Source organism: Pseudomonas ekonensis, from assembly GCF_019145435.1.
Lineage (GTDB): Bacteria > Pseudomonadota > Gammaproteobacteria > Pseudomonadales > Pseudomonadaceae > Aquipseudomonas > Aquipseudomonas ekonensis.
This window is the reverse complement of the sequence record NZ_JAHSTS010000002.1, coordinates 1,207,623-1,229,269: the sequence shown is the minus strand read 5'-3', so window position 1 is coordinate 1,229,269 and position 21,647 is coordinate 1,207,623. Positions and strand designations below refer to the sequence as shown.

18 protein-coding genes and 2 tRNA genes are annotated in these 21,647 nt (G+C 64.6%); 6 read left to right on the top strand and 14 right to left on the bottom strand.

All coding sequences use genetic code 11. The features are described from left to right. Positions 1-177: 177 nt before the first annotated feature. From KVG96_RS18650 to KVG96_RS18640, 3 genes are all read left to right on the top strand, one after another. Positions 178-921 (top strand): tRNA-uridine aminocarboxypropyltransferase, encoded by a 744-nt coding sequence (locus KVG96_RS18650; protein ID WP_217893397.1) that lies wholly within the window; start codon positions 178-180, stop codon positions 919-921. A 224-nt stretch (positions 922-1,145) separates the two neighbouring features. Beyond that, a complete protein-coding gene (gene erdR, locus KVG96_RS18645; protein WP_217893396.1) occupies positions 1,146-1,796 on the top strand; it encodes a response regulator transcription factor ErdR in 651 nt (216 codons plus the stop codon). Between the two features lie 75 nt (positions 1,797-1,871). Beyond that, positions 1,872-2,234, top strand: coding sequence for a diacylglycerol kinase (locus KVG96_RS18640; RefSeq protein WP_085581538.1), 363 nt, complete (start codon positions 1,872-1,874; stop codon positions 2,232-2,234). Here the strand turns inward: KVG96_RS18640 and KVG96_RS18635 are convergent. Beyond that, entirely contained in the window at positions 2,231-3,157 is a 927-nt protein-coding gene (locus KVG96_RS18635; protein ID WP_217893395.1) for a LysR family transcriptional regulator, read from the bottom strand. The genes KVG96_RS18640 and KVG96_RS18635 overlap by 4 nt on opposite strands. A 147-nt stretch (positions 3,158-3,304) precedes the next feature. Between KVG96_RS18635 and fpr the strand changes: the two genes are divergently transcribed. After that, on the top strand, positions 3,305-4,084 hold the full coding sequence (gene fpr, locus KVG96_RS18630; protein WP_217893394.1) for a ferredoxin-NADP reductase: 780 nt from the start codon (positions 3,305-3,307) through the stop codon (positions 4,082-4,084). 92 nt (positions 4,085-4,176) lie between these two features. On the opposite strand, the gene tsaA is transcribed toward fpr, so the two are convergent. The 5 genes from tsaA to rimO form a co-directional block, all read right to left on the bottom strand. Further along, the gene (gene tsaA / locus KVG96_RS18625; protein ID WP_217893393.1) at positions 4,177-4,875 is read right to left on the bottom strand and encodes a tRNA (N6-threonylcarbamoyladenosine(37)-N6)-methyltransferase TrmO; all 699 of its coding nucleotides are present in this window, start codon (positions 4,873-4,875) and stop codon (positions 4,177-4,179) included. A 3-nt stretch (positions 4,876-4,878) separates the two neighbouring features. Continuing rightward, complete coding sequence (locus tag KVG96_RS18620) at positions 4,879-5,346, bottom strand: YehS family protein (protein ID WP_217893392.1); 468 nt, start codon at positions 5,344-5,346, stop codon at positions 4,879-4,881. 70 nt (positions 5,347-5,416) lie between these two features. After that, positions 5,417-6,127, bottom strand: coding sequence for an rRNA pseudouridine synthase (locus tag KVG96_RS18615; RefSeq protein ID WP_217893391.1), 711 nt, complete (start codon positions 6,125-6,127; stop codon positions 5,417-5,419). Between the two features lie 191 nt (positions 6,128-6,318). Continuing rightward, complete coding sequence (locus tag KVG96_RS18610) at positions 6,319-6,792, bottom strand: GNAT family N-acetyltransferase (protein WP_217893390.1); 474 nt, start codon at positions 6,790-6,792, stop codon at positions 6,319-6,321. Positions 6,793-7,000: 208 nt separating this feature from the next. Beyond that, positions 7,001-8,338 (bottom strand): 30S ribosomal protein S12 methylthiotransferase RimO, encoded by a 1,338-nt coding sequence (gene rimO / locus KVG96_RS18605; protein WP_085632127.1) that lies wholly within the window; start codon positions 8,336-8,338, stop codon positions 7,001-7,003. Between the two features lie 347 nt (positions 8,339-8,685). Between rimO and KVG96_RS18600 the strand changes: the two genes are divergently transcribed. Further along, positions 8,686-10,527 (top strand): potassium transporter Kup, encoded by a 1,842-nt coding sequence (locus KVG96_RS18600; protein ID WP_437180523.1) that lies wholly within the window; start codon positions 8,686-8,688, stop codon positions 10,525-10,527. 259 nt (positions 10,528-10,786) lie between these two features. Here KVG96_RS18600 and KVG96_RS18595 read toward each other — a convergent pair whose 3' ends face one another. The 4 genes from KVG96_RS18595 to KVG96_RS18580 form a co-directional block, all read right to left on the bottom strand. Next, entirely contained in the window at positions 10,787-12,082 is a 1,296-nt protein-coding gene (locus tag KVG96_RS18595) for a virulence factor family protein (RefSeq protein WP_217893388.1), read from the bottom strand. Then, entirely contained in the window at positions 12,082-14,721 is a 2,640-nt protein-coding gene (gene mprF, locus KVG96_RS18590; RefSeq protein WP_217893387.1) for a bifunctional lysylphosphatidylglycerol flippase/synthetase MprF, read from the bottom strand. The genes KVG96_RS18595 and mprF overlap by 1 nt, the downstream gene beginning before the upstream one ends. A gap of 278 nt (positions 14,722-14,999) precedes the next feature. After that, positions 15,000-15,076 (bottom strand) — tRNA-Met (locus tag KVG96_RS18585). Between the two features lie 194 nt (positions 15,077-15,270). After that, positions 15,271-15,347, bottom strand: a tRNA-Met gene (locus KVG96_RS18580). Positions 15,348-15,628: 281 nt separating this feature from the next. Between KVG96_RS18580 and dinB the strand changes: the two genes are divergently transcribed. Next, positions 15,629-16,690 (top strand): DNA polymerase IV, encoded by a 1,062-nt coding sequence (gene dinB / locus KVG96_RS18575; protein WP_217893386.1) that lies wholly within the window; start codon positions 15,629-15,631, stop codon positions 16,688-16,690. Positions 16,691-16,757: 67 nt separating this feature from the next. Here dinB and KVG96_RS18570 read toward each other — a convergent pair whose 3' ends face one another. The 4 genes from KVG96_RS18570 to KVG96_RS18555 all read right to left on the bottom strand — a co-directional run bounded on the left by KVG96_RS18570 (position 16,758) and on the right by KVG96_RS18555 (position 21,564). After that, positions 16,758-17,711, bottom strand: coding sequence for a hypothetical protein (locus KVG96_RS18570; RefSeq protein WP_217893385.1), 954 nt, complete (start codon positions 17,709-17,711; stop codon positions 16,758-16,760). Between the two features lie 17 nt (positions 17,712-17,728). Further along, complete coding sequence (locus KVG96_RS18565) at positions 17,729-19,444, bottom strand: proline--tRNA ligase (RefSeq protein ID WP_085581566.1); 1,716 nt, start codon at positions 19,442-19,444, stop codon at positions 17,729-17,731. Positions 19,445-19,574: 130 nt separating this feature from the next. Then, positions 19,575-21,134, bottom strand: a complete 1,560-nt coding sequence (locus KVG96_RS18560; protein WP_217893384.1) for an AmpG family muropeptide MFS transporter — start codon at positions 21,132-21,134, stop codon at positions 19,575-19,577. A 43-nt stretch (positions 21,135-21,177) separates the two neighbouring features. Further along, positions 21,178-21,564 carry an MGMT family protein gene (locus KVG96_RS18555; protein WP_437180522.1) on the bottom strand — a complete coding sequence of 129 codons (387 nt, stop codon included), beginning with the start codon at positions 21,562-21,564 and terminating at the stop codon, positions 21,178-21,180. Between the last annotated feature and the right edge of the window lie 83 nt (positions 21,565-21,647).

The window sequence follows — 21,647 nt, the reverse complement described above, 5'->3', positions numbered from 1 at the left end:
TTCAGTGACTGGTGGTTCGACCCGCCACGGGGCTGTGCGTTCAGTGGCGGCGAATTATAGGGGAGCCGGTCGGGAGGGTACAGGCTTGCGCCCGCCGCTCTGGTAGACTGCCGGCCTTTTATCGCCTTGCCGAGTGCTGTTCGTGTCGAGTTCCCCTGTCTGCCGGCGTCGCCCGCAATGATCCATGCCCCCAACGCCGTGGCCCGCCTGCGCGACCAGCGCGAAGACGAAGGCATCAAGCCGATCCAGGCCCGTGGCTGGCGCGCCCCCCGTTGCCGCGATTGCCGGGTGATCCAGAGCCATTGCCTGTGCGCCTGGCGCCCCAAGGTCGAATCCCGTTCCGGGGTCTGCCTGATCATGACCGGCAAGGAAGTGTTCAAGCCCAGCAACACCGGTTGGCTGATCGCCGACGTGGTGCGCGACAACCATGCGTTCATCTGGTCGCGCACCGACACCGACGAACGGCTGCTGGCGCTGCTCAACGATCCGCAGCGGCAACCGTACCTGGTGTTCCCCGGCGAGTACGTCGAGCCGTCCCGGGTGACCCACACCGTGACGCCCGACGGCGGCAAGCGGCCGCTGTTCATCTTGCTGGACGCGACCTGGACCGAGGCCCGCAAGATTTTCCGCAAGAGTCCGTACTTCGACCGGTTGCCGATCCTCAGCCTGCTGCCCGACCGGCTGTCGCGCTACCGTCTGCGCCGCTCCACCCGCAGCGAGCACCTGTGCACCGCCGAAGTCGCGGCGCTGTGCCTGGAACTGGCGGGCGATTCGGACGCCGCTTCGGCGCTGGACGCCTATTTCGACGTGTTCAGCCAGCATTACCTGGGCGCCAAGCAGCAGCGGGAGGTGAATGTGTCCACCCCGGCCCACGCCGAACTGCTGCCGTTCATTGACGCCGCGCCAGCGGTGCCGGCCTGATACTGGCCCATACTGCTAAAGCAGGGGGCGTTGCGCTTGACCACCCTGTCTTCGCTGGGCATGCTTGGCGCCGGTTCGGGGGCGGCCAAGGTCTGAAACGCCGTTTTTTCCGTGATTGGCGTTGAACGTGCCCCTGTGGATAGCGCTTTGCGGCGTTATCGCGAGTTGCCTTGGCATGGTCCGAATGCATCGGGCCAGCCATCAAGAACAGGATCATTTGAAAAATGGCCACATACGACATCCTGATTGCCGATGACCACCCGTTGTTTCGCAGCGCGCTGCATCAGGCGCTGACCCTGGGCCTCGGCCCGGGTGTGCGGCTGGTGGAGGTGGCGAGCATCGCCGAACTGGAGGCTCGCCTGACCGAAAAGGCCGATTGGGACCTGGTGCTGCTGGACCTGAACATGCCGGGCGCCTACGGATTCTCCGGGCTGGTGCTGCTGCGTGGACAGTACCCGCAGATTCCGGTGGTCATGGTGTCCGCCCAGGAGGAGGCCTCGGTGATGGTCAAGTCCCGGGAGTTCGGCGCCAGCGGCTTCATTCCCAAGTCCAGCGACCTCGACGTGATCCAGGAAGCGGTGCGCAAGGTGCTGGACGGCGATGTGTTCTGGCCGCCCCAGGCGTTCGAGGCCGTCAGCGTCTCCAGGGAAGCCAAGGCCGCCAGCGATGGCCTGGCCAGCCTGACGCCTCAGCAGTTCCGGGTGCTGACCATGGTCTGCGAAGGGCTGCTGAACAAGCAGATCGCCTATGAGCTGAACGTGTCGGAGGCGACCATCAAAGCCCACGTCACGGCGATCTTCCGCAAGCTGGACGTGCGCACCCGCACCCAGGCGGCGTTGCTGCTGCAACAACTTGAGTCAATTCCCAGCCAATGAGGGCTGGCGCCTTCACGCTTTTTTGACTTTCGTTGATCTAGCTTTCCCACTTCTTTTTGGTCGGTTATCTACTTTATGTCACCTTTCAAGGGCCAGACGGGCCTCAAACGCATCCTCAACGCCTCCGGCTATTCGCTGGACGGCTTGCGCGCAGCCTTCAACGGCGAAGCGGCGTTCCGTCAACTGGTGCTGCTCAATGTGGTGCTGATTCCGCTGTCGTTCTTCCTGGACGTCAGCCGGGTCGAACAGGCGCTGCTGATCGCCGTATGCCTGCTGGCGCTGATCGTCGAGCTGCTGAACTCGGCGGTGGAGGCGGCCATCGACCGCATCTCCCTGGAACTGCACCCGCTGTCCAAGAATGCCAAGGACATGGGCAGCGCCGCGCAGTTCGTGGCCCTGAGCATGATCGCCCTGGTCTGGGCGGTGATCCTGCTCTAGGCGATGCTGGGCAGCACGATCTCGTCGCTGCGCTGCACCCCGGCGGTGAAGGCGCGGCACAGTTCGAGGAATTCGCGCATGGCGGAAGTCTGGTACTTCTGCTTGTGCCAGATGAAGTAGAACTGCCGGGCCAGGTCCAGGTCCGGCGTCTCCACCGGCACCAGGCTGCCGCGCCGGAAGGCGTCGCGCAGCGCCAGGCGCGAGATGCAGCCGATCCCCAACCCCGACTCCACCGCGCGCTTGATCGCTTCGGTGTGCTCCAGCTCCAGCCGGATGTTCAGCGCGCTGCGGTGATGGCGCATGGCCTGATCGAAGGTCAGGCGCGTGCCGGAGCCTTGTTCGCGCAGGATCCACGCCTCGTGGGTCAGTTCGTCCATGGTCACGCTGCCGCGCTTGGCCAGCGGGTGCTGCGGCGCGCAGAACACCACCAGCTCATCCTCGACCCAACTCTGCACTTCGATGTCCGGGTGGCTGCAATCGCCTTCGATTAGACCCAGATCAATTTCGTAGTGGGCGACCTGTTGCACGATGTTGGCGGTGTTCTGCACATGCAGCTTGACCTGGCTTTCCGGGTGGCGCTGCATGAAGCCGCCGATCAGCAGGGTCGCCAGGTAATTGCCGATGGTGAGCGTCGCGCCCACCGACAGCGAGCCGAAACCGGACTTGCCGTTGAGCAGGTCCTCGATTTCCTTGGCCTGGTCGAGCATCGCCACTGCCTGCGGCAGCAGTTGCTTGCCCAGGGCGTTGAGGCTCAGGCGCTTGCCGGCGCGGTCGAACAGCTGGCAGCTGGACTGACGCTCCAGTTCAGTGATCGAGGTGCTGGCCGCCGATTGCGACAGGTTGAGCAGCCCGGCAGCCCGGGAAACGCTTTCCTGCTGGGCCACGGCGACGAAGACTTGCAGTTGACGGAGTGTAAATCGCATATCGATATAACCGATAACCGTTATCTTGATAATCCAGTTAACAGATATTGTCGGCGCTATTAGAATGCGATGCAATTGCGCACCGTCGGCGCTCTTCGAGAGCAGTGCAGAGCAAGGCGCAGATCAATCTCCAGGAGTCCCCCGTACATGAGCAACATGAACCACGAGCGTGTCCTCAGTGTTCACCACTGGAACGACACTCTGTTCAGCTTCAAGTGCACCCGCGATCCGGGCCTGCGCTTCGAGAACGGTCAGTTCGTGATGATCGGCCTGCAACAGCCCAACGGCCGCCCGCTTATGCGCGCCTACTCCATCGCCAGCCCGAACTGGGAAGAGCATCTGGAGTTCTTCAGCATCAAGGTGCCGGATGGCCCGTTGACTTCCCAGCTGCAGCACCTGAAGGAAGGCGACGAGATCATCATCAGCAAGAAGCCGACCGGCACCTTGGTGCTGGACGACCTGAACCCGGGCAAGCACCTGTACCTGCTGAGCACCGGCACTGGCCTGGCGCCGTTCATGAGCGTGATCCAGGACCCGGAAACCTACGAGCGCTTCGAGAAAGTGATCCTGGTCCACGGCGTGCGTTACGTGAACGAAGTCGCCTACCGTGAGTTCATCACCGAGCACCTGCCGCAGAACGAGTTCTTCGGCGAAGCGCTGCGTGAAAAGCTGATCTACTACCCGACCGTGACCCGCGAGCCGTTCGAGAACCAGGGCCGCCTGACGGACCTGATGCGCAGCGGCAAACTGTTCAGCGACATCGGCTTGCCGCCGATCAACCCGCAGGACGACCGCGCCATGATCTGCGGCAGCCCGAGCATGCTCGACGAGACCAGCGAAGTGCTCGACAGCTTCGGCCTGAAGATCTCGGCCCGCATGCGCGAGCCTGGCGACTACCTGATCGAGCGCGCGTTCGTCGAGAAGTAAGCCTGCCCCCTGCAGGAGCGAGCCCGCTCCCGCAGACATGAAAAAGCCCGCGTTGCCTTCACCGGCAGCGCGGGCTTTTTCGTTTCCGGGCCTCAGGCGCCGGCGGGAACCACTTCCAGGACGCGGATCCGCTTCGGCGTCGGGTAGTGCCAGCGCACGTCCAGGTCCCAGAACTGCGCACCGTACTCGCGCTCGGGCTGGGGCGTCTGGTAGGCCGGGCGCGGATCCTGGGCCAGGCATTGCACGATCAGCTCGACCAGCGGTTCGCCGAGGCGCTGAGCATGTCCGTGGGCCTGTTGCAGCGCCGCCTCCGCCCATTCGACGTCAATCAGCACCGGCGCGGCGCTGGCGATGCCGTTGCAGGCTTCGGGGACGATGTCGGCGTAGGGCACGTAAGGCTTGATGTCGAGGATCGGCGTGCCGTCCAGCAGATCGATGCCGGAGATGAACAGCCTGCCGGCCTCGACCTTGTCCAGTTTCACCACGGACTGACCGATGCCGTTGGGCCGGTGGGTGGCGCGGGTGGCGAACACCCCCATGGACTTGTTGCCGCCCAGGCGGGGCGGGCGCACCTTGAGCCGTGGCGTGTCCTCCAGCGCCTGATGGAACAGGAACAAAAGCCACACGTGGCTGACCTGCTCCAGGCCCTGCACCGCATCGCCCTGGTCGAACGGCGCCACCAGTTCCAGCACGCCGCGGGCGGCCGGGGCCAACTGCGGCTGGCGGGGAATGGCGAACTTCTCCTTGAAGCAGGAGCGCACGAAGCCGATGGGGGAGACGCTGTAGGCCATGTCTCAGCCGCGCACGCGCAGGGTCAGGCCCTTGAGGAAGTTGCGCAGCAACTGGTCGCCGCACGGGCGGTAGTTGTTGTGGCCGACCTTGCGGAACAGCGCGCTCAGCTCAGGCTTGGACACGGGGAAATCGACGGACTTGAGGATGACGTGCAGGTCGTCTTCCTTCAGTTCGAAAGCGACGCGCAGTTTCTTCAGGATGATGTTGTTGGTCACCGGCAGTTCGACCGGCAGGGGCGGGCGGCTGTCGTCCTTGCCGCGCTTGAGGATCACCAGGCCGTCGAGGAAGTGGGCCATGACGTCGTCCGGGCAGCGCACGAAGCCTTCTTCGTCCTCTTCCTTCTTGTCGAGGTAGGCCACCACGTCTTTCAGCGCCACGTCCATGCCGCCCATCTGGGTGATCTCGACGACTTTCTTGTCGCTGATGTCGAGCATGTAGCGCACGCTGCGCAATACGTCGTTGTGAATCATGTGTGCAATCCTGAGGGTTCGTTGTGGGCACCGCGCAGGCGATGCCGGAGTATCGGGAGGTGGCCGGGCGTCAGAACTTCTCTTTGCCGGACAGGTAGCGCCACTGGCCCGCCGGCACCTTGCCGATGGACACGCCGCCGATGCGGATGCGGCGCATGCCCAGCACCTTCAGCCCGACCGCTTCGCACAGCCGGGTGAGGAGCCCGGGCTGCGGGTTCTTCATGGCGAAGCGCAGGCGGTTCTCGCTCTGCCAGCTGGCCTTGACCGGCGGCAGTTCGGTGCCCTTGACGCGCAGGCCGTGCTGCATGCGGTTCAGGCCGTGTTCGGTCATTTCGCCCTCGACCTCGACCACATACTCCTGCTCGATCTTCGCGGCGTCGGCGGTGAGCTTGCGCAGCACCTTCCAGTCCTGGGTGAACACCAGCAGGCCGCTGGCGCCCGGTTGCAGGTCGGCGCCGGCGGTCAGGCGCAGGAAGTGCCCGCGCAGCGGCCGTTTGCCGAAGCGGTGCTCTTCGCTGAGGGTGTCGGCGCCGAGCGAGCGCATGGCGGTCTCGGTGTCCATGCCGGCCGGCATGTTGAGCAGCAGGGTCACCGGCTCCGGCGCGGTGGCCTTGGCGTCCTTGTCGAGCTCGACTTTCTGGTCGCCGACCTTGAACTGCGGTTCGTCGACGACTTCGCCGTCCACGGTGACCCAGCCGCCCTCGATGAACAGTTCGGCCTCACGGCGGGAGCAGCCGACCAGTTCGATGAGGCGTTTGGAAAGGCGGATCGGGTCAGTCATGGCAGGGTCGCAATAAAAATGGGGTCGGCATTGTACCTCCATGGGGGCGCCAAGGCCCGGATCCATTTCGGTTCGCTGCGTTCCCTGTGCGGATTTGACGCGGGAGCGAGCCTGCTCCCGCACGGGTTCTGTGGTGCGGCCAAACGGTGGGCGCCGCATAGCCTGGGCAAGGCAGTCGCCTCCTGTGTCGTTCAGCCTGTGCTCGAACGCTGGCGGTTCTGGCGCAGCCGCATGTGCAGCAACGGGTAGGGCTGGCCCATGCCGTCGACTTCCGAACGGCCGATCACCTCGAAGCCTTGCTTGAAGTAGAAGCCCAAGGCCTGGGGATTCTGTTCGTTGACGTCCAGTTCGTCGGCGTTCAGGCGCTCCAGCGCGTAGCGCAGCAATTGCTTGCCCAGGCCTTGCCCGCGATGGTCCGGATCGATGAACAGCATTTCCACCTTGCCCGCCGCCACGCCCGCGAAGCCGGTGATGCGCTGGCGGTGGTCCTTGGTGCAGATCAGCATCACGGCATCCAGGTAGCGGGTCAGCACCAGATCCTTGAGCAGCAGGATGTAGCTGTCCGGCAGAAAGTCATGGGTGGCGCGTACCGAAGCCTCCCAGACCCGGGTCAGTTCCGGGTAGTCGCTCAGTTTCGGCGTGTGGATGACCGAAGGGTGACGCATGTCCGTTTGCCTCCTCATCAGTGGATTCACCAACGATAGCCGTAAAAAAGCCCCGCATCTCGGCAAAGAGAGCGGGGCTTGGCTTTCAGCGAACAATTCCTTGCAGGAGCGAGCCTGCTCGCGATCACGGCGTGTCAGGCGACGGTTGCGTCGATTGTTCCGACGATTGTTCCGACGCCATCGCGAGCAGGCTCGCTCCTGCAGGGTGTCAGATCTGTTCGGCCCAGAGGTCGTACTCGTCGGCGTCGGTCACCTTGCACCAGACCTTGTCGCCCGGCTTGAGGTTGCTGCCGTTGTCGATGAACACGTTGCCGTCGATTTCCGGGGCATCGAAGAAGCAGCGGCCGACCGCGCCTTGCTCGTCGACTTCGTCCACCAGCACTTCGATCTCGCGGCCGATGCGCAGTTGCAGGCGCGCCGAGCTGATGGCCTGCTGGTGCGCCATGAAGCGCTCCCAGCGGTCTTGCTTGACGTCGTCCGGCACGATGTCCAGGCCCAGGTCGTTGGCCGGGGCGCCTTCGACCGGCGAGTACTGGAAGCAGCCGACGCGGTCGAGCTGGGCTTCGGTCAGCCAGTCCAGCAGGTACTGGAAGTCTTCTTCGGTTTCGCCGGGGAAGCCGACGATGAAGGTCGAGCGGATGATCAGGTCGGGGCAGATCTCGCGCCAGTTCTTGATCCGCGCCAGGGTCTTGTCTTCGAACGCCGGGCGTTTCATCGACTTGAGGACCTTGGGGCTGGCGTGCTGGAACGGGATGTCCAGGTACGGCAGGATCTTGCCGGCGGCCATCAGCGGGATCAGCTCGTCGACGTGCGGGTACGGGTAGACGTAGTGCAGGCGCACCCAGACGCCCAAGGTGCTGAGGGCTTCGCACAGCTCGGTCATGCGGGTCTTCACCGGCGCGCCGTTCCAGAAACCGGTGCGGTACTTCACGTCGACGCCGTAGGCGCTGGTGTCCTGGGAGATCACCAGCAGTTCCTTGACGCCGGACTTGACCAGGCGCTGGGCCTCGTCGAGCACATCGCCCACCGGACGGCTGACCAGCTTGCCGCGCATCGACGGGATGATGCAGAAGCTGCAGCTGTGGTTGCAGCCTTCGGAAATCTTCAGGTAGGCGTAGTGGCGCGGGGTCAGCTTGACGCCCTGCGGCGGCACCAGGTCGATCAGCGGGTTGTGGTCCTGCTTGGGCGGCACGACTTCGTGCACGGCGCTGACCACTTGCTCGTACTGCTGCGGACCGGTCACGGCCAGCACGCTCGGGTGCACGTCGCGGATGTTGCCTTCTTCCACGCCCATGCAGCCGGTGACGATCACCTTGCCGTTTTCCTTGATCGCTTCGCCGATGACCTCCAGCGATTCGGCCTTGGCCGAGTCGATGAAGCCGCAGGTGTTGACCACCACGACATCGGCGTCCTGATAGGTGGACACCACGTCATAGCCTTCCATGCGCAGCTGGGTCAGGATGCGCTCGGAGTCGACCAGTGCTTTCGGGCAACCCAGGGATACGAAGCCAACCTTGGGATTGGCCGGCGCAGGAGTGGTGGACATGTCTAACCTCGGTGTCTGTGACGTCGCTTGCCTGATGCATGAGCCGACGGACGGGCGCTTGAACTGCGCCTCTGATCAAAAAGTGCGCAATTCTAGCGACGAGCAGCGCACTTGACCAGCTTTATACGGGGAAATGCGACGAGTGCTGCGCTATGCTTCGCGCCAATGCGCTTTACCGCTTTTTTACAGTCAACCAATCGACTGTAACAACAGGTAAAAAGGGCGCAGGCTGCATCAAAAAGCAAAGTGCTTCGTTCAGAAGCCGGTCTGGGAATCAGGAGTGTTGGATGGGTCACGCAAGTAGTCATGCGGCGGGCGCCGAAGGTTCGGCAACCAAGCCGCTGAGCATGCTGGTCGCGGCGGTCGGGGTGGTTTACGGCGACATCGGCACAAGTCCGCTGTACACCCTGAAAGAAGTGTTTTCCGGCGCCTATGGCGTGCCCGTCAATCACGACGGGGTGCTGGGCATCCTGTCGCTGATTTTCTGGTCGCTGATCTGGGTCGTGTCGATCAAGTACATGATGTTCGTGCTGCGCGCCGACAACCAGGGCGAAGGCGGAATCATGGCCCTCACCGCGCTGGCGCGGCGGGCGGCGGGACAACGCGCCAGGCTGCGCACGCTGCTGGTGGTCTGCGGGCTGATCGGGGCGGCGCTGTTCTACGGCGACAGCATGATCACCCCGGCGATTTCCGTGCTCTCGGCGATCGAAGGCCTGGGGCTGGCGTTCGAGGGCATCGACCATTGGGTGGTGCCGCTGTCGCTGGTGGTGCTGGTGGGCCTGTTCCTGATCCAGAAGCACGGCACGGCGCGGATCGGCATTCTCTTCGGGCCGATCATGGTCACCTGGTTCCTGGTGCTGGGCGCCCTCGGCATCTACGGCATCAGCCATTACCCGGAAGTGCTGCATGCGCTGAACCCGCTCTGGGCCGTGCGTTTCTTCATGGTGCACGCCGGCATGGGCGTGGCGATCCTCGGCGCGGTGGTGCTGGCGCTGACCGGCGCCGAAGCGCTGTACGCCGACATGGGCCACTTCGGCCGCAAGCCGATCGCCCGCGCCTGGTTCCTGCTGGTGCTGCCGGCCCTGGTGCTCAACTACTTCGGCCAGGGCGCGCTGCTGCTGGAGAACCCGGACGCCGCGCGCAACCCGTTCTACCTGCTGGCGCCCGGTTGGGCCCTGATCCCGCTGGTGGGCCTGTCGACCCTGGCCACGGTGATCGCGTCCCAGGCGGTGATCTCCGGCGCGTTCTCCCTGACGCGTCAGGCGATCCAGCTCGGCTACATCCCGCGCATGTACATCCAGCACACCTCCAGCGACGAGCAGGGGCAGATCTACATCGGTGCGGTGAACTGGTCGCTGATGGTCGGCGTGGTGCTGCTGGTGATCGGCTTCGAGTCTTCCGGCGCCCTGGCCTCGGCCTACGGCGTGGCCGTGACCGGCACCATGCTGATGACCACCATCCTGGTGTCGGCGGTGATGCTGCTGCTGTGGAAGTGGCCGCCGGTGCTGGCGGTGCCGGTGCTGGTCGGCTTCCTGCTGGTGGACGGCCTGTACTTCGCCGCCAACGTGCCGAAGATCGTCCAGGGCGGCGCGTTCCCGGTGATCGCCGGCCTTGCGCTGTTCGTCCTGATGACCACCTGGAAGCGCGGCAAGCAACTGCTGGTCGAGCGTCTGGACGAGGGCGCGTTGCCGCTGCCGATCTTCATCAGCAGCATCCGCGTGCAGCCGCCGCACCGCGTGCAGGGCACCGCCGTGTTCCTGACGGCCCGCTCCGACGCCGTGCCCCACGCCCTGTTGCACAACCTGCTGCACAACCAGGTGCTGCATGAGCAAGTGGTGCTGCTGACCGTGGTCTACGAAGACATTCCGCGCGTGCCGCCGTCCCGTCGTTTCGAGGTCGAGGCCCACGGCGAAGGCTTCTTCCGGGTGATCCTGCACTTCGGCTTCACCGACGAGCCGGACGTGCCCCAGGCGCTGAAACTGTGCCATCTGGACGACCTGGACTTCAGCCCGATGCGCACCACCTACTTCCTCAGCCGCGAAACGGTGATCGCCTCCAAGCTCGAAGGCATGGCCCGTTGGCGCGAGGCGCTGTTCGCCTTCATGCTGAAGAACGCCAACGGCAACCTGCGCTTCTTCAACCTGCCGCTGAACCGGGTGATCGAGCTGGGGACGCAGGTGGAGATGTAATCCCCGCGTAAAGGAAAGCCCCCGTCGGCCTTGTGGCTGGCGGGGGCTTTTTTGTGCCTGTGCATCTCCTGAATTCGCTGCGGATCCCCTGTGGGGGCTAGCTTGCCAGCGATAGCGGTGGATCTACCCGAGATACGGTGTCTGACACGCAGCCATCGCCAGCAGGCTGGCTCCCTCATGGAGCCGTGGTGCTCCCTTAAATGTGAAAAGCCCCCGGAGCCTTGCGGCTGCGGGGGCTTTTCATTGAAGGCGACTCAGATCACTCGGCAGCGGTCTGCTCGCTCGCCTGGCGCTTCTCGATCAGATCCACCAAGCGCTTGGCCAGCGCCGGGTAGTTCTCGTCGAAGTGGTGGCCGCCGGGCAGCTTCACCGCTTCGCCCACGGCGGTCTTGTCGGTGCAGCCGCTTTCGTCGGTCTCTTCCTCGCCGTAGATGCACACCACCTTGGCGGCCGGCAGCTTGGCCATTTCCGGGCCGGTGGCGGCTTCCTTGCCGGCGTTGCCGAGCCAGCCTTCGACTTCGATCTCGAAGCTGCCGGTGCGGGCGAAGGCCAGCAGGATGATGGCGTCGACCCGTTGCTGCTCGGTCTCCGGCAAGCGGTTGTAGATCGCCGGCAGGACGTCGGCGCCGAACGAGTAGCCGGTAAGGATGAAGCGCTTGGTGCCCCACTTCTGCCGGTAGTGCTGCATCAGTTCGGTCAGGTCCAGTGCGCTCTGCTCGGGGCTCTTGTGCTGCCAGTAGTAGCGCAGGGTGTCGATGCCCACCACCGGGTAGCCGATCTTGGCCATTTCCCCGGCCACGTCGCGGTCCAGGTCACGCCAGCCGCCGTCGCCGGACAGGAACAGGGTGACGGTGTCGCGGGCCTGGCCGGCCGGGACTTCCACCACCGGGATCTGCAGGCCGCCGTTGGCCTTGTCGCCGCCGACGAGGAGCTTGCGCAGTTCGTTGTTCAGCACCTGCGGCAGGTTGATGTCGTAGTCGCTGATGCTGGTTTCGGCGTTCGGCTGGTCGCGCACGAAGCCGGCGCTGGTGTCGTCCGGGTTGTCGTTCCACGCCACCAGCCAGTGGCCGTGGGCGGCGGACTTGGGCAGCAGGTGGGTGCAGCCGCCCTTTTCCAGGGCCAGGTCGACGGACACGGCCTGAGCCTTGTCGTCCTTCTGCTCGGACAGCCAGCGCCAGGCCAGCACCGCGCCCGGGCCGATGCCGCTGACCAGGGTGGCCGGCCCGTTCAGCTCGCGCAGGCCGGTCTGCAGGGCACGGCTTTGCTGCAGGCAATCCTTGGGCAGGATCACCTGAACGATCTGCGCCGAAGCGCTGCGGCTCAGGGTGCTCAGCTGCTTGTCGCTGAGCTTCTGGTCGTCGTTGACCGCCACCAGCACCTGGGCCTTGGGCTTGGTGCCGGGAATGACCCGGGTCATGGCCGGGCCGTCGGCGGGCGTCAGTTGTTCGAGGGTCGGTTCCGGTGCCGGGCGTTTGAGGTACCAGAATCCGCCGCCGGCAATCACGGCCAGTACGATCAGCGTGGCCAGGATGTACTTCAGGGAGCGTTGAATCATCAGCGTTTCACCAATCCAGTCAAGCCGCCCGCGATCAGGGCAGCAGTGTCGGCCAGCGCCACCAGCGGATCGAGTCCGGCGGGCACGGCCATGTAACGGGGTTCCCAATCAGGCTGGAACTTGTCTTTGAAACGGCGCAAGCCTTGGAAGTTGTACAGCTGCTCACCACGGCGGAATACCATCGAGCCCAGGCGCTGGGTCAGCGGCGCCCCGCGCCGGGGCTGCAACCCCGACAGCGGCACCATGCCCAGGCTGAAACGCGCGTATCCGTGACTCTTATAGTGTTGAATCAGGCCGATCATCAGAAACTCCATGGTCAGCTTCGGCGCGTCCGGATGCGAGCGCATCAGGTCGAGGCTGGCCAGGTCATGGCTGTAGGTCTCGAGCAGGTTGGCGAACGCCACCGGGCGGCCTTCGAAGCGGATCACCGCAATGCGGAAATGCTTCAGGTAATCGTCGCTGAAACGGCCGAGGGAGAAGCCTTTCTCGCGCACGTTCTTGCCGGTCAGCCAGGCATCGGAAATGACCTTGAGCTCGTCCATCGGCGCCTGGCCCGGCTCATGGATCTCCAGCGACAGGCCGTCGCGGGTGCCGCGGTTCCAGGTGTAGCGCAGGTCCTTCATCTCTTTGCCCTTGGCGTCCAGGTCAAAGCGATGCAGATCGACCCGGGCCTCTTCGCCGAGCTTGATCGCGGTCAGGCCGATGTCCATGTAGTACGGCAGGTTTTCCGCGCGCACCTGGTAGAACACCGGACGGGCGTGATGGATGTCGCACAGGTCGCGGAACTGCCAGATCATTTCCGCCCGCTGCTGGCCGGGGCCGATCGGGTCGTAGAGCGCCACCAGGCTGCGGCCGCGGCGGGCGTACATCAGGAAGGCTTCATCGTTGGGGTGAAACAGCAGCGCCTTGTCGCCGGTCAGCGACAGGCCGCCGTCGGGTTGCGACGAGGCCATGAGGATTTTCGCGGCGCGGTCGAGTTCGTCGGCGGTCGGCAGGTGGATCACCGGGCGCGCGGTGCGCAGCAGCCAGGTCAGGGCGATCACCAGCAGCAGGACGGCGGCGCCGAGCAGCGAGCGCAGGCCGCGCGGGGCGTCGGCGTCGAGGGTGAACTGCCACCACAGCTGATGGCTGTACGGCACGTCCTGGTAGGCGAACAGCAGCAGCCAGGTCGAAGCGCCCAGCACGCAGAGGCTGGCCACCAGGTACAGCGGCGAGAACGGCAGCTCGGTCAGGCGGCTCGGGCGGTAGAACGAGCGGCGGAACACCCCCAGCAGCGCGGCGGTGAGGGTCATCAGGGTGGCTTCTTCCCAGTCGAACCCCTTGAGCAAGGAGAGCAGGGCGCCCACCAGCAACAGGATGGTGGTCAGCATCCACGCCGCCGACAGCCGGCGGCGCAGGCCCTGGGCAAGCATCAGGCACAGCACGCCGATCAGGCTGGCGCCGAAGTGCGAGGCATCGACCAGGCGATGGGGAATCAGGAAGCCGATGTGCTCCAGGCGCGTGTCGATCTCCGGGGTGGCGCCGGAAAACAGCAGCACCACGCCGGACAGGAACACCAGCACCGCCAGGATCGGCGCCGCCAGGCCGGAGGCCGCGCGCAGGGTCTGGGACTGGAACAGGCGCTGGCCTTCGTTGATCAGCAGCAGCACGCACGCCATCAGCATCGGCAGCACCACGTAGATCAGGCGGTACAGCAGCAGCGCGGCGGCCAGCGGCGCGGCGCCGAGCTTGTCGGCGAAGGCGGCCAGCAGGATGGCTTCGAACACGCCGACGCCGCCGGGCACATGGCTGAGCACGCCGGCGGCCAGGGCCAACAGGTACACCAGCAGGAAGGCACCGAACGGCGGGGCTTCCGGCAGCAGCAGGTACAGCACGGTGGCGGCCGCAGCCACGTCGAGGGCAGTGATGACCAGTTGCAGGACGGTCAGGCGCCGGCCCGGCAGGCGCAGGGTGCGGCGGCCGGCCTTGACCAGCAGGTTGTCCGGATAGGGCTGCTCCGGCAGGCGCCGGCGGTAGATGCCGATGGCCAGGACCGAGCCCAGCAGCAGCACGGCGCCGGCGATCGTGCCCAGCAGGCCTTCGGACAGACCCAGGGCCTGCGAAGCGGCGGGCAGGTCGCTCAGGGTGGCGAGGGCGGCCAGCGGCGGCAGGGCGCAACCCAGCGACAGGCTGGCGAACAGTGTCATGTGCGCGACTTCCGTCGCCCCGAGGCCATGGCGCGCATACAGACGGTAGCGCACCGAACCGCCGGACAGCAGCGACAAGCCGATGGCATTGCCGATGGCGAACGCAGTGAAGCCGCCGAGGGCGAGGGTGCGCGGCGCGAGCGTCACGCCGGCGTAGCGGCTGGCGGACCACTCGTAGCCCAACAGGATGATGAAGCCGGCGACCGTCGCGCCGAAGGCGCCGAGCAGGGCCGGTTTCGGTACGTCCAGGATCGAGTCGTGCAGGGCGTCGAGATCGAGCTCGCTCAACAGGTGGCGGCACGCGATCAGCGCGATGGCGAACAGCAGCAGCGTGACCGCCAGGCCGATCGGCTGGCGGTACTTGCTCAAGCGATCCAGCAAGCGCAGGCGCTCGGTCTTGATCGGTTGGGTCGCTGTGACGGTGTCTTGTGGATCAGACGAGTTGGCGCGCATCAATCACCTCGTGGATTGTGCGCGACAGGATGGGGGTATCCAGCCAAGTTACCAATCCCTGTAGAAAAAAATAATCACAAAATACTACGCCTCCCGCCGGATGGCGGCGAGGGCGGTTTCCGGATCGCAGGCACCGGCCCGCGACTCAAGCATAGTCGCTGTGCGGCGGGTCTGAGGATCCTGAAGGGTTCACTGCACGATGACAGATCATTGTTGCGAAAGGACTTTTTCCACAGATACAAAAAAGGCCACTCTTTCGAGTAGCCTTCTTTGATGTTTGGTTGCGGGAGCCGGATTTGAACCGACGACCTTCGGGTTATGAGCCCGACGAGCTACCAGGCTGCTCCATCCCGCGTCTGTGAGGCGGCATTCTACAGACCGGCAGCGCAGTGTCAACCGCTAATCCGGATAAGGGTCAAATTAATGTGGATTTCGGGCGGACGGCCTGCGGGGAAGCGCTAAGTGGCTCAGTCGCAAGGGTTTGTGCTGCGCCTGCAAAACACGCGCGCACAAAAAAGGCCACTCTTTCGAGTGGCCTTTTCTGATGTTTGGTTGCGGGAGCCGGATTTGAACCGACGACCTTCGGGTTATGAGCCCGACGAGCTACCAGGCTGCTCCATCCCGCGTCTGATGTGGCGGCATTCTACAGAGGATTGCCGGGGTGTCAACCTGCAACGTGGAAAAAATCTGTTGAGCTTCAACTGCTTAGCGGAATTTCAGGGTGATCGGAAAGGCTGCGGGGCAGGCAGGGCAAGGGTTTCAGCTCTATTGCCCGGCTGATTTCGATTGAAGAAATAAATTCGGTTGGGATTTCCTACGGGTTAAAAAGAACCTTCGGACTACTGGTGCTATATACAGGTGTCAGTGAGATACTGCCGATCCGGCTTGCCATGTTTTCCTTTCTGTCATGACCCAGCGAAAAATCATCCACATCGACTGTGACTGTTTCTACGCCGCCATTGAGATGCGTGACGACCCGAGCCTGGCCGGCAAGCCTCTGGCCGTGGGCGGCTCGCCGGATCGTCGCGGGGTGATCGCTACGTGCAACTACGAGGCGCGTGCGTATGGCGTGCGTTCGGCGATGTCTTCAGGACATGCGCTGAAGCTGTGCCCGGACCTGACCATCGTCAAGCCCCGGATGGACGCCTACCGCGAGGCGTCGAAGGAAATCCACACGATCTTTCGCGATTACACCGACCTGATCGAACCGCTGTCGCTGGACGAGGCTTACCTTGATGTGTCGGACAGCGCGCATTTCAGCGGCAGCGCCACGCGGATCGCCCAGGACATCCGCCGGCGGGTGTCCAACCAGCTGCACATCACGGTGTCCGCCGGGGTGGCGCCGAACAAGTTTCTGGCCAAGATCGCCAGCGACTGGAAAAAGCCCAATGGCCTGTTCGTTGTCACGCCGGACCAGGTCGAGGACTTCGTCGCCGGCTTGCCGGTCGGCAAGCTGCATGGCGTGGGCAAGGTCACCGCCGACAAACTGCACAAACTGGGCATCGACGACTGCCGGCAGTTGCGCGAATGGGACAAGTTGACGCTGGTGCGCGAGTTCGGCAGCTTCGGCGAGCGCTTGTGGAGCCTGGCCCGTGGGATCGATGAGCGGCAGGTGCACAATGACAGCCGCCGTCAGTCGATCAGCGTCGAAAACACCTACGACGTCGATCTCCCGGACTTGCGCAGTTGCCTGGACAAGCTTCCGGAACTGCTGGAAACCCTCAAGACCCGCATGGCGCGGATCGACAGCAGCTACCGGCCGGGCAAGCCGTTCGTCAAAGTGAAGTTCCATGACTTCACCCAGACCACATTGGAGCAGACTGGGGCGGGGCGGGATCTGGGCAGTTATCAGCTGATGCTGACCCAGGCGTTCAATCGGGGCGGCAAACCGGTGCGGTTGTTGGGTGTGGGGGTGAGGCTGGAGGATTTGCGGGGCGGGTTCGAACAGATGGAGCTGTTTGAGCGGTGATCCGGTGCTGGCGCCGATGTGGGAGGGTACCGCCTTCGCCAGCAGGCACCCTTCCACCGCTTTGTTCTCAGTTCGGCCCCGGATCCGCCACCAGCCGTCCGGCATCCTTGGTCAGGGACTTGAGGAATTCGGTCTGCAGTTCCGGATCGTTGCGGGTCAGCTCGATCAGGCTTTGTTCCAGCTCGCTGGCTTCCTCTTCCAGGCCCAGCTCCGACAGGCGCTTGACCCGGTGCACCCACTGGCTCACTTCGTCGTCTTCCAGATCGTCGTAGATCAGCGCGTGGGCCTCCAGCAGCTTGCCGCGCAGTTGGCTGCTGATCGCCAGCGACGAATCGGTGTGCACGTCGTCCTTGGCGTCTTCGACGCTGATCTGCAGTTTGCCCAAGTGATTGAGGTCATGCTCGGCGAACGGGCTGTCCAGCAGGTTCAGGCGCAGCACGCCGTTGCGGTCGGTGGTCATGTCGAAGGTCTGCTTGCCGGCCTTGACCTGAACCGGGCGCTCGCTCCACGGCAGGCTCGAGTATTCCGTACGCTTGTCGCGCTGGACTTCGTCGATGCCGGCCAGGTTCTGTTGCGCACGGCCGTGGGACTGCACGTTCATGAACGGGTTGAGCCCGGCGAAACCGTAGCTCAGCCAGTCCTTGGTCACGCTGTCCGGCAGGTTGCCCAGGGCGAACACATTGACCACGTTGGCGCCGACGCCGGCCACCACCGCCACCGCACCCAGCGGGATCTCGTAGATCTCCCGCCAGGGTTGGTAAGGCGTGTAGCGGTCGTAGTGGCGGGTGACCTCGAACTCGGTGACCTCGAAGGTCTTCTGCTCGTGGATCTTCACGCGCCGCTGCGGCAGCTCAAGCACCTTGGGCTCGCCGACATCGATCTGCAGGCTGTGATCGAGCAGTTTGCGCTCGACCCGCTCCTCGTGCTCGCTGCGTTGCGACATGTGGTTGGCACAGCCGCTGACCAGCAGGGCGCCGCACAGGGCGGCGCCACCGAGGCCTAAGGTGTTTCGCTTGAACATGACGTCTCTATCTGGTTTCAGCGGCGGATGCGGGCCTGCAGGAAGGACAGCGCGTCGGCGACCGGCAGCGCTTGCGCCTCGGCCTCGGAACGGCTCTTGTACTCCAGGTTGCCGTCGGCGAGGCCACGGTCGCTGACCACGATCCGGTGAGGGATGCCGATCAGTTCCATGTCCGCGAACTTGATGCCCGGGCTGGTCTTCTTGTCGCGGTCGTCCAGCAGCACTTCGAAGCCGGCGGCGGTCAGTTCCGCGTACAGCTTGTCGGTGGCTTCGCGCACCAGGTCAGTCTCGTAGCGCAGCGGCACCAGGGCGATCTGGAACGGTGCCAGGGCGTCGCTCCAGATGATGCCGTTCTCGTCGTTGTTCTGCTCGATGGCCGCGGCCACCACGCGGGAAACGCCGATGCCGTAGCAACCCATTTCCAGGGTGACCGGCTTGCCGTTCTCGCCCAGCACTTCGCACTTCATCGCCTTGCTGTACTTGTTGCCCAGCTGGAAGATGTGCCCGACTTCGATGCCGCGCTTGATCTCCAGGGTGCCCTTGCCGTCCGGGCTCGGGTCGCCGGACACGACGTTGCGCAGGTCGGCCACGGTCGGGACCGGCAGGTCGCGTTCCCAGTTCAGGCCGAAGTAGTGCTTGTCGTCGATGTTGGCGCCGACGCCGAAGTCGCTCATCAGCTCGACCGAACGGTCGATGATGATCGGCAGCGGCAGGTTCAGCGGGCCGAGGGAGCCGGCGCCGGCGCCGATGGCGTCACGCAGCTCCGCGTCGCTGGCCATGACCAGCGGGCTGGCCACGCCAGGCTGGTTGGCGGCCTTGATTTCGTTGAGTTCGTGGTCGCCGCGGATGATCAGGGCAATCAGCTTGCCTTTTTCTTCGGCGTGCACGATCAGGGTCTTGACGGTCTTTTCGATCGGCAGGCCGAACTTTTCCACCAGGGCCGCGATGGTCTTGGTGTCCGGGGTGTCGACCAGGCGCAGTTCTTCGGTCGGTGCAGGGCGCGAGGTTTCGCGCGGCACGGCTTCGGCCTTCTCGATGTTGGCGGCGTAGTCGGAGCCGTTGCTGAAGACGATGTCGTCTTCGCCGGACTCGGCCAGCACGTGGAACTCATGGGAGCCGGCGCCGCCGATGGAACCGTTGTCGGCCTCCACAGGGCGGAACTTCAGGCCCAGACGGGTGAACACGTTGCAGTACGCCTGGTGCATGCGGTCGTAGGTGACCTGCAGCGAGGCCAGGTCGGCGTGGAACGAGTAGGCGTCCTTCATGATGAATTCGCGGCCGCGCATCAGGCCGAAGCGTGGGCGGATCTCATCACGGAACTTGGTCTGGATCTGGTACAGGTTGATCGGCAGCTGCTTGTAGCTGCTCAACTCGTTGCGCATCAGGTCGGTGATGACCTCTTCGTGGGTCGGGCCTGCGCAGAAGTCGCGGCCGTGACGGTCTTTGATGCGCAGCAGTTCAGGGCCGTATTCTTCCCAGCGTCCCGACTCCTGCCACAGTTCGGCCGGCTGGGTGCCCGGCATCAACACTTCCAGAGAGCCGGCGGCGTCCATTTCTTCGCGGACGATGGCTTCCACCTTGCGCATTACCCGCAGGCCCATCGGCAGCCAGGTGTACAGGCCCGAAGCGAGTTTGCGGATCATGCCGGCGCGCAGCATCAGCTGATGGCTGATCACGACCGCGTCGGAAGGCGTTTCTTTCTGTGTGGCGAGCAAAAATTGACTGGTGCGCATGATTGGCCGTTGTCGGTTGCTGAGACTGGAAATAGACGGAGCATTGTACGGGCGAGATTTGCAGACGTACAGGCGTGCGGCCGGCGGCGGGGCACAACGGCGGGAATCCTCCCGCCGTTGGCGAAATGCCCTACGACTCTTCCGCGACCGGCGCCTGCACCGGCTCGGGCGTCGGCGTCGGGCCTTCGCGGCGGCTTTCCTGGAACCAGTGCAGGGCGATCAGCACCAGGGTCGGCACCCCGAGCATCGCGGTGATCAGGAAGAAGTTGTGATAGCCGAACTTCTCGACCATCACCCCGGAGTAGCCGCCGATCAGGCGCGGCAGCAGGAGCATGATCGAGCTGAGCAGGGCGTACTGGGTGGCGGAGAACTTGAGGTTGGTCAGGCTCGACAGGTATGCGACGAACGCCGAGGTGGCCATGCCCGAGCTGAAGTTGTCCAGGGAGATGGTCAGCACCAGCATCTTCAGGTTCGGGCCCATGTCGGCCAGCATCAGGAACAGCAGGTTGGTGGCGGCCGAGGCCGCGCCGCCGATGAACAGGATCGGCAGGATGCCGAAACGCACGATCAGCAGGCCGCCCATGCCGGCGCCGACGAGGGTCATGATCAGGCCGAAGATCTTGCTGACGCTGGCGATCTGGTCCTTGGTGAAGCCCTGGTCGATGTAGAACACGTTGGCCATCACGCCCATCACCGTGTCGGACATCCGGTAGGTGGCGATCAGCCCGAGCAGCAGCAGGGCCTGCCAGCGGTAGCGCAGGATGAAGTCGTTGACCGGCGTCAGCACCGGCGCCAGGCCCCGGCGGCCCATGGCCGACAGGCACAGGCAGGTGAGGATGGTGTAGAGGATCGCCCGCAGGAACGCGCGGTCCTCGAGCAGCAGGTCGAGCAGGCTGACGCCCTCGAACAGCACGCTGGCGAAGTCGGTGTTGTAGAGCTGGGTGAACATCGCCGGCACGGACACCAGCAGGATGATCAGCACGAACACCGACATCAACTGGTGCATGAACGTGTAGCGGCCGGCCTGCAACTGGGTGCGCAGCGGCACGGGCGGCTCGCGCATCAGCAGGGAGGTCAGCAGCGCCGGCACCATCAGGACGCCGAACAGGACGTAGGTGCCGGTCCAGGCCGAATGCTGGTAGTTGAAGCCGGTGGAGCCGAAGCCCTCGGCGAAGAACAGCGCGCCGGCGGTCGCCAGCAGGGCCGCGACCCGGTAGCCGGACATGTAGCTGGCGGCGAGCGCGGCCTGGCGGTTGTCGTCCGCGATCTCCAGGCGATAGGCGTCCACGGCGATGTCCTGGGTGGCGGAGGCGAACGCGACGAGGACGGCGATGGCGATCAGCCAGGACAGGTGCTTCTGCGGGTCGCAGAAACCCATGCCGACCAGGCCGAGGATCACCAGTGACTGCGACAGCACCAGCCAGGAGCGGCGACGCCCCAGTTTGCCCAGCAGCGGCAGGCGCCATTGGTCGAGCAGCGGCGACCAGACCCACTTGAACGCATAGGCCAGGCCGATCAGGCTCGCGTAGCCGATGGTTTCGCGGGCCACGCCGGCTTCGCGCAGCCAGACCGACAGCGTTGAAAACACCAGCATGTACGGCAGGCCGGCGGCGAAACCCAGCAACAACAGCACGAGCGTCGAAGGACTGGCATAGGCGGCGAGCGCGGCGCGCCAGGTTTTACGGGGCATGGGCTGAAGTCTGCCTCAAGATTGCGAAAACAAAGCGCGCACTCTAACCGCTGTGCTCTACCGGACGCCAGCCATGGCGCCGAATATCCACACGATTGTTCAGGATGGTGACCCCCTCCATGCGCAACCGCGCCCGTTGTTCGTCCCCCGACGGACTGCCTGCCGGCAGGCTGATGCGGCCGCCGGCGCCGAGCACGCGGTGCCACGGCAGCCGGGTGTCGCCGGGCAGTTGGCTCAGGGTGCGGCCGACCCAGCGGGCGGCGCGCCCCAACCCGGCCAGCTCGGCCAATTGACCATAGCTGACGACCTTGCCTTCGGGCACCTGGGCCAGAGTCGAGTAGAGCGCCGTGCGTCGGATTTGCGCCTGGCTTTCGTCGGTTGGGTTCGGCTCTGTCACGTCTGCGGTTCCTGCGCGGTTGTGCAAAACAATCGCCTTGATGCCTTTAAGCGTAATCGGTGCAGGGCCAATTGAGAAATGAACTCAACAGAAATAGTCATGTCAGTCGTTGTCAG

Coding starts and splice junctions, on each gene's coding strand:
- KVG96_RS18635 (WP_217893395.1), bottom strand. CDS start 3,157: ATGCGATTTACACTCCGTCAACTGCAAGTCTTCGTCGCCGTGGCCCAG.
- KVG96_RS18600 (WP_437180523.1), top strand. CDS start 8,686: ATGCTGGTCGCGGCGGTCGGGGTGGTTTACGGCGACATCGGCACAAGT.
- KVG96_RS18560 (WP_217893384.1), bottom strand. CDS start 21,134: ATGCCCCGTAAAACCTGGCGCGCCGCGCTCGCCGCCTATGCCAGTCCT.
- KVG96_RS18570 (WP_217893385.1), bottom strand. CDS start 17,711: ATGTTCAAGCGAAACACCTTAGGCCTCGGTGGCGCCGCCCTGTGCGGC.
- fpr (WP_217893394.1), top strand. CDS start 3,305: ATGAGCAACATGAACCACGAGCGTGTCCTCAGTGTTCACCACTGGAAC.
- erdR (WP_217893396.1), top strand. CDS start 1,146: ATGGCCACATACGACATCCTGATTGCCGATGACCACCCGTTGTTTCGC.
- KVG96_RS18650 (WP_217893397.1), top strand. CDS start 178: ATGATCCATGCCCCCAACGCCGTGGCCCGCCTGCGCGACCAGCGCGAA.
- KVG96_RS18640 (WP_085581538.1), top strand. CDS start 1,872: ATGTCACCTTTCAAGGGCCAGACGGGCCTCAAACGCATCCTCAACGCC.
- KVG96_RS18565 (WP_085581566.1), bottom strand. CDS start 19,444: ATGCGCACCAGTCAATTTTTGCTCGCCACACAGAAAGAAACGCCTTCC.
- tsaA (WP_217893393.1), bottom strand. CDS start 4,875: ATGGCCTACAGCGTCTCCCCCATCGGCTTCGTGCGCTCCTGCTTCAAG.
- KVG96_RS18615 (WP_217893391.1), bottom strand. CDS start 6,127: ATGACTGACCCGATCCGCCTTTCCAAACGCCTCATCGAACTGGTCGGC.
- mprF (WP_217893387.1), bottom strand. CDS start 14,721: ATGCGCGCCAACTCGTCTGATCCACAAGACACCGTCACAGCGACCCAA.
- rimO (WP_085632127.1), bottom strand. CDS start 8,338: ATGTCCACCACTCCTGCGCCGGCCAATCCCAAGGTTGGCTTCGTATCC.
- KVG96_RS18610 (WP_217893390.1), bottom strand. CDS start 6,792: ATGCGTCACCCTTCGGTCATCCACACGCCGAAACTGAGCGACTACCCG.
- KVG96_RS18595 (WP_217893388.1), bottom strand. CDS start 12,082: ATGATTCAACGCTCCCTGAAGTACATCCTGGCCACGCTGATCGTACTG.
- dinB (WP_217893386.1), top strand. CDS start 15,629: ATGACCCAGCGAAAAATCATCCACATCGACTGTGACTGTTTCTACGCC.
- KVG96_RS18620 (WP_217893392.1), bottom strand. CDS start 5,346: ATGATTCACAACGACGTATTGCGCAGCGTGCGCTACATGCTCGACATC.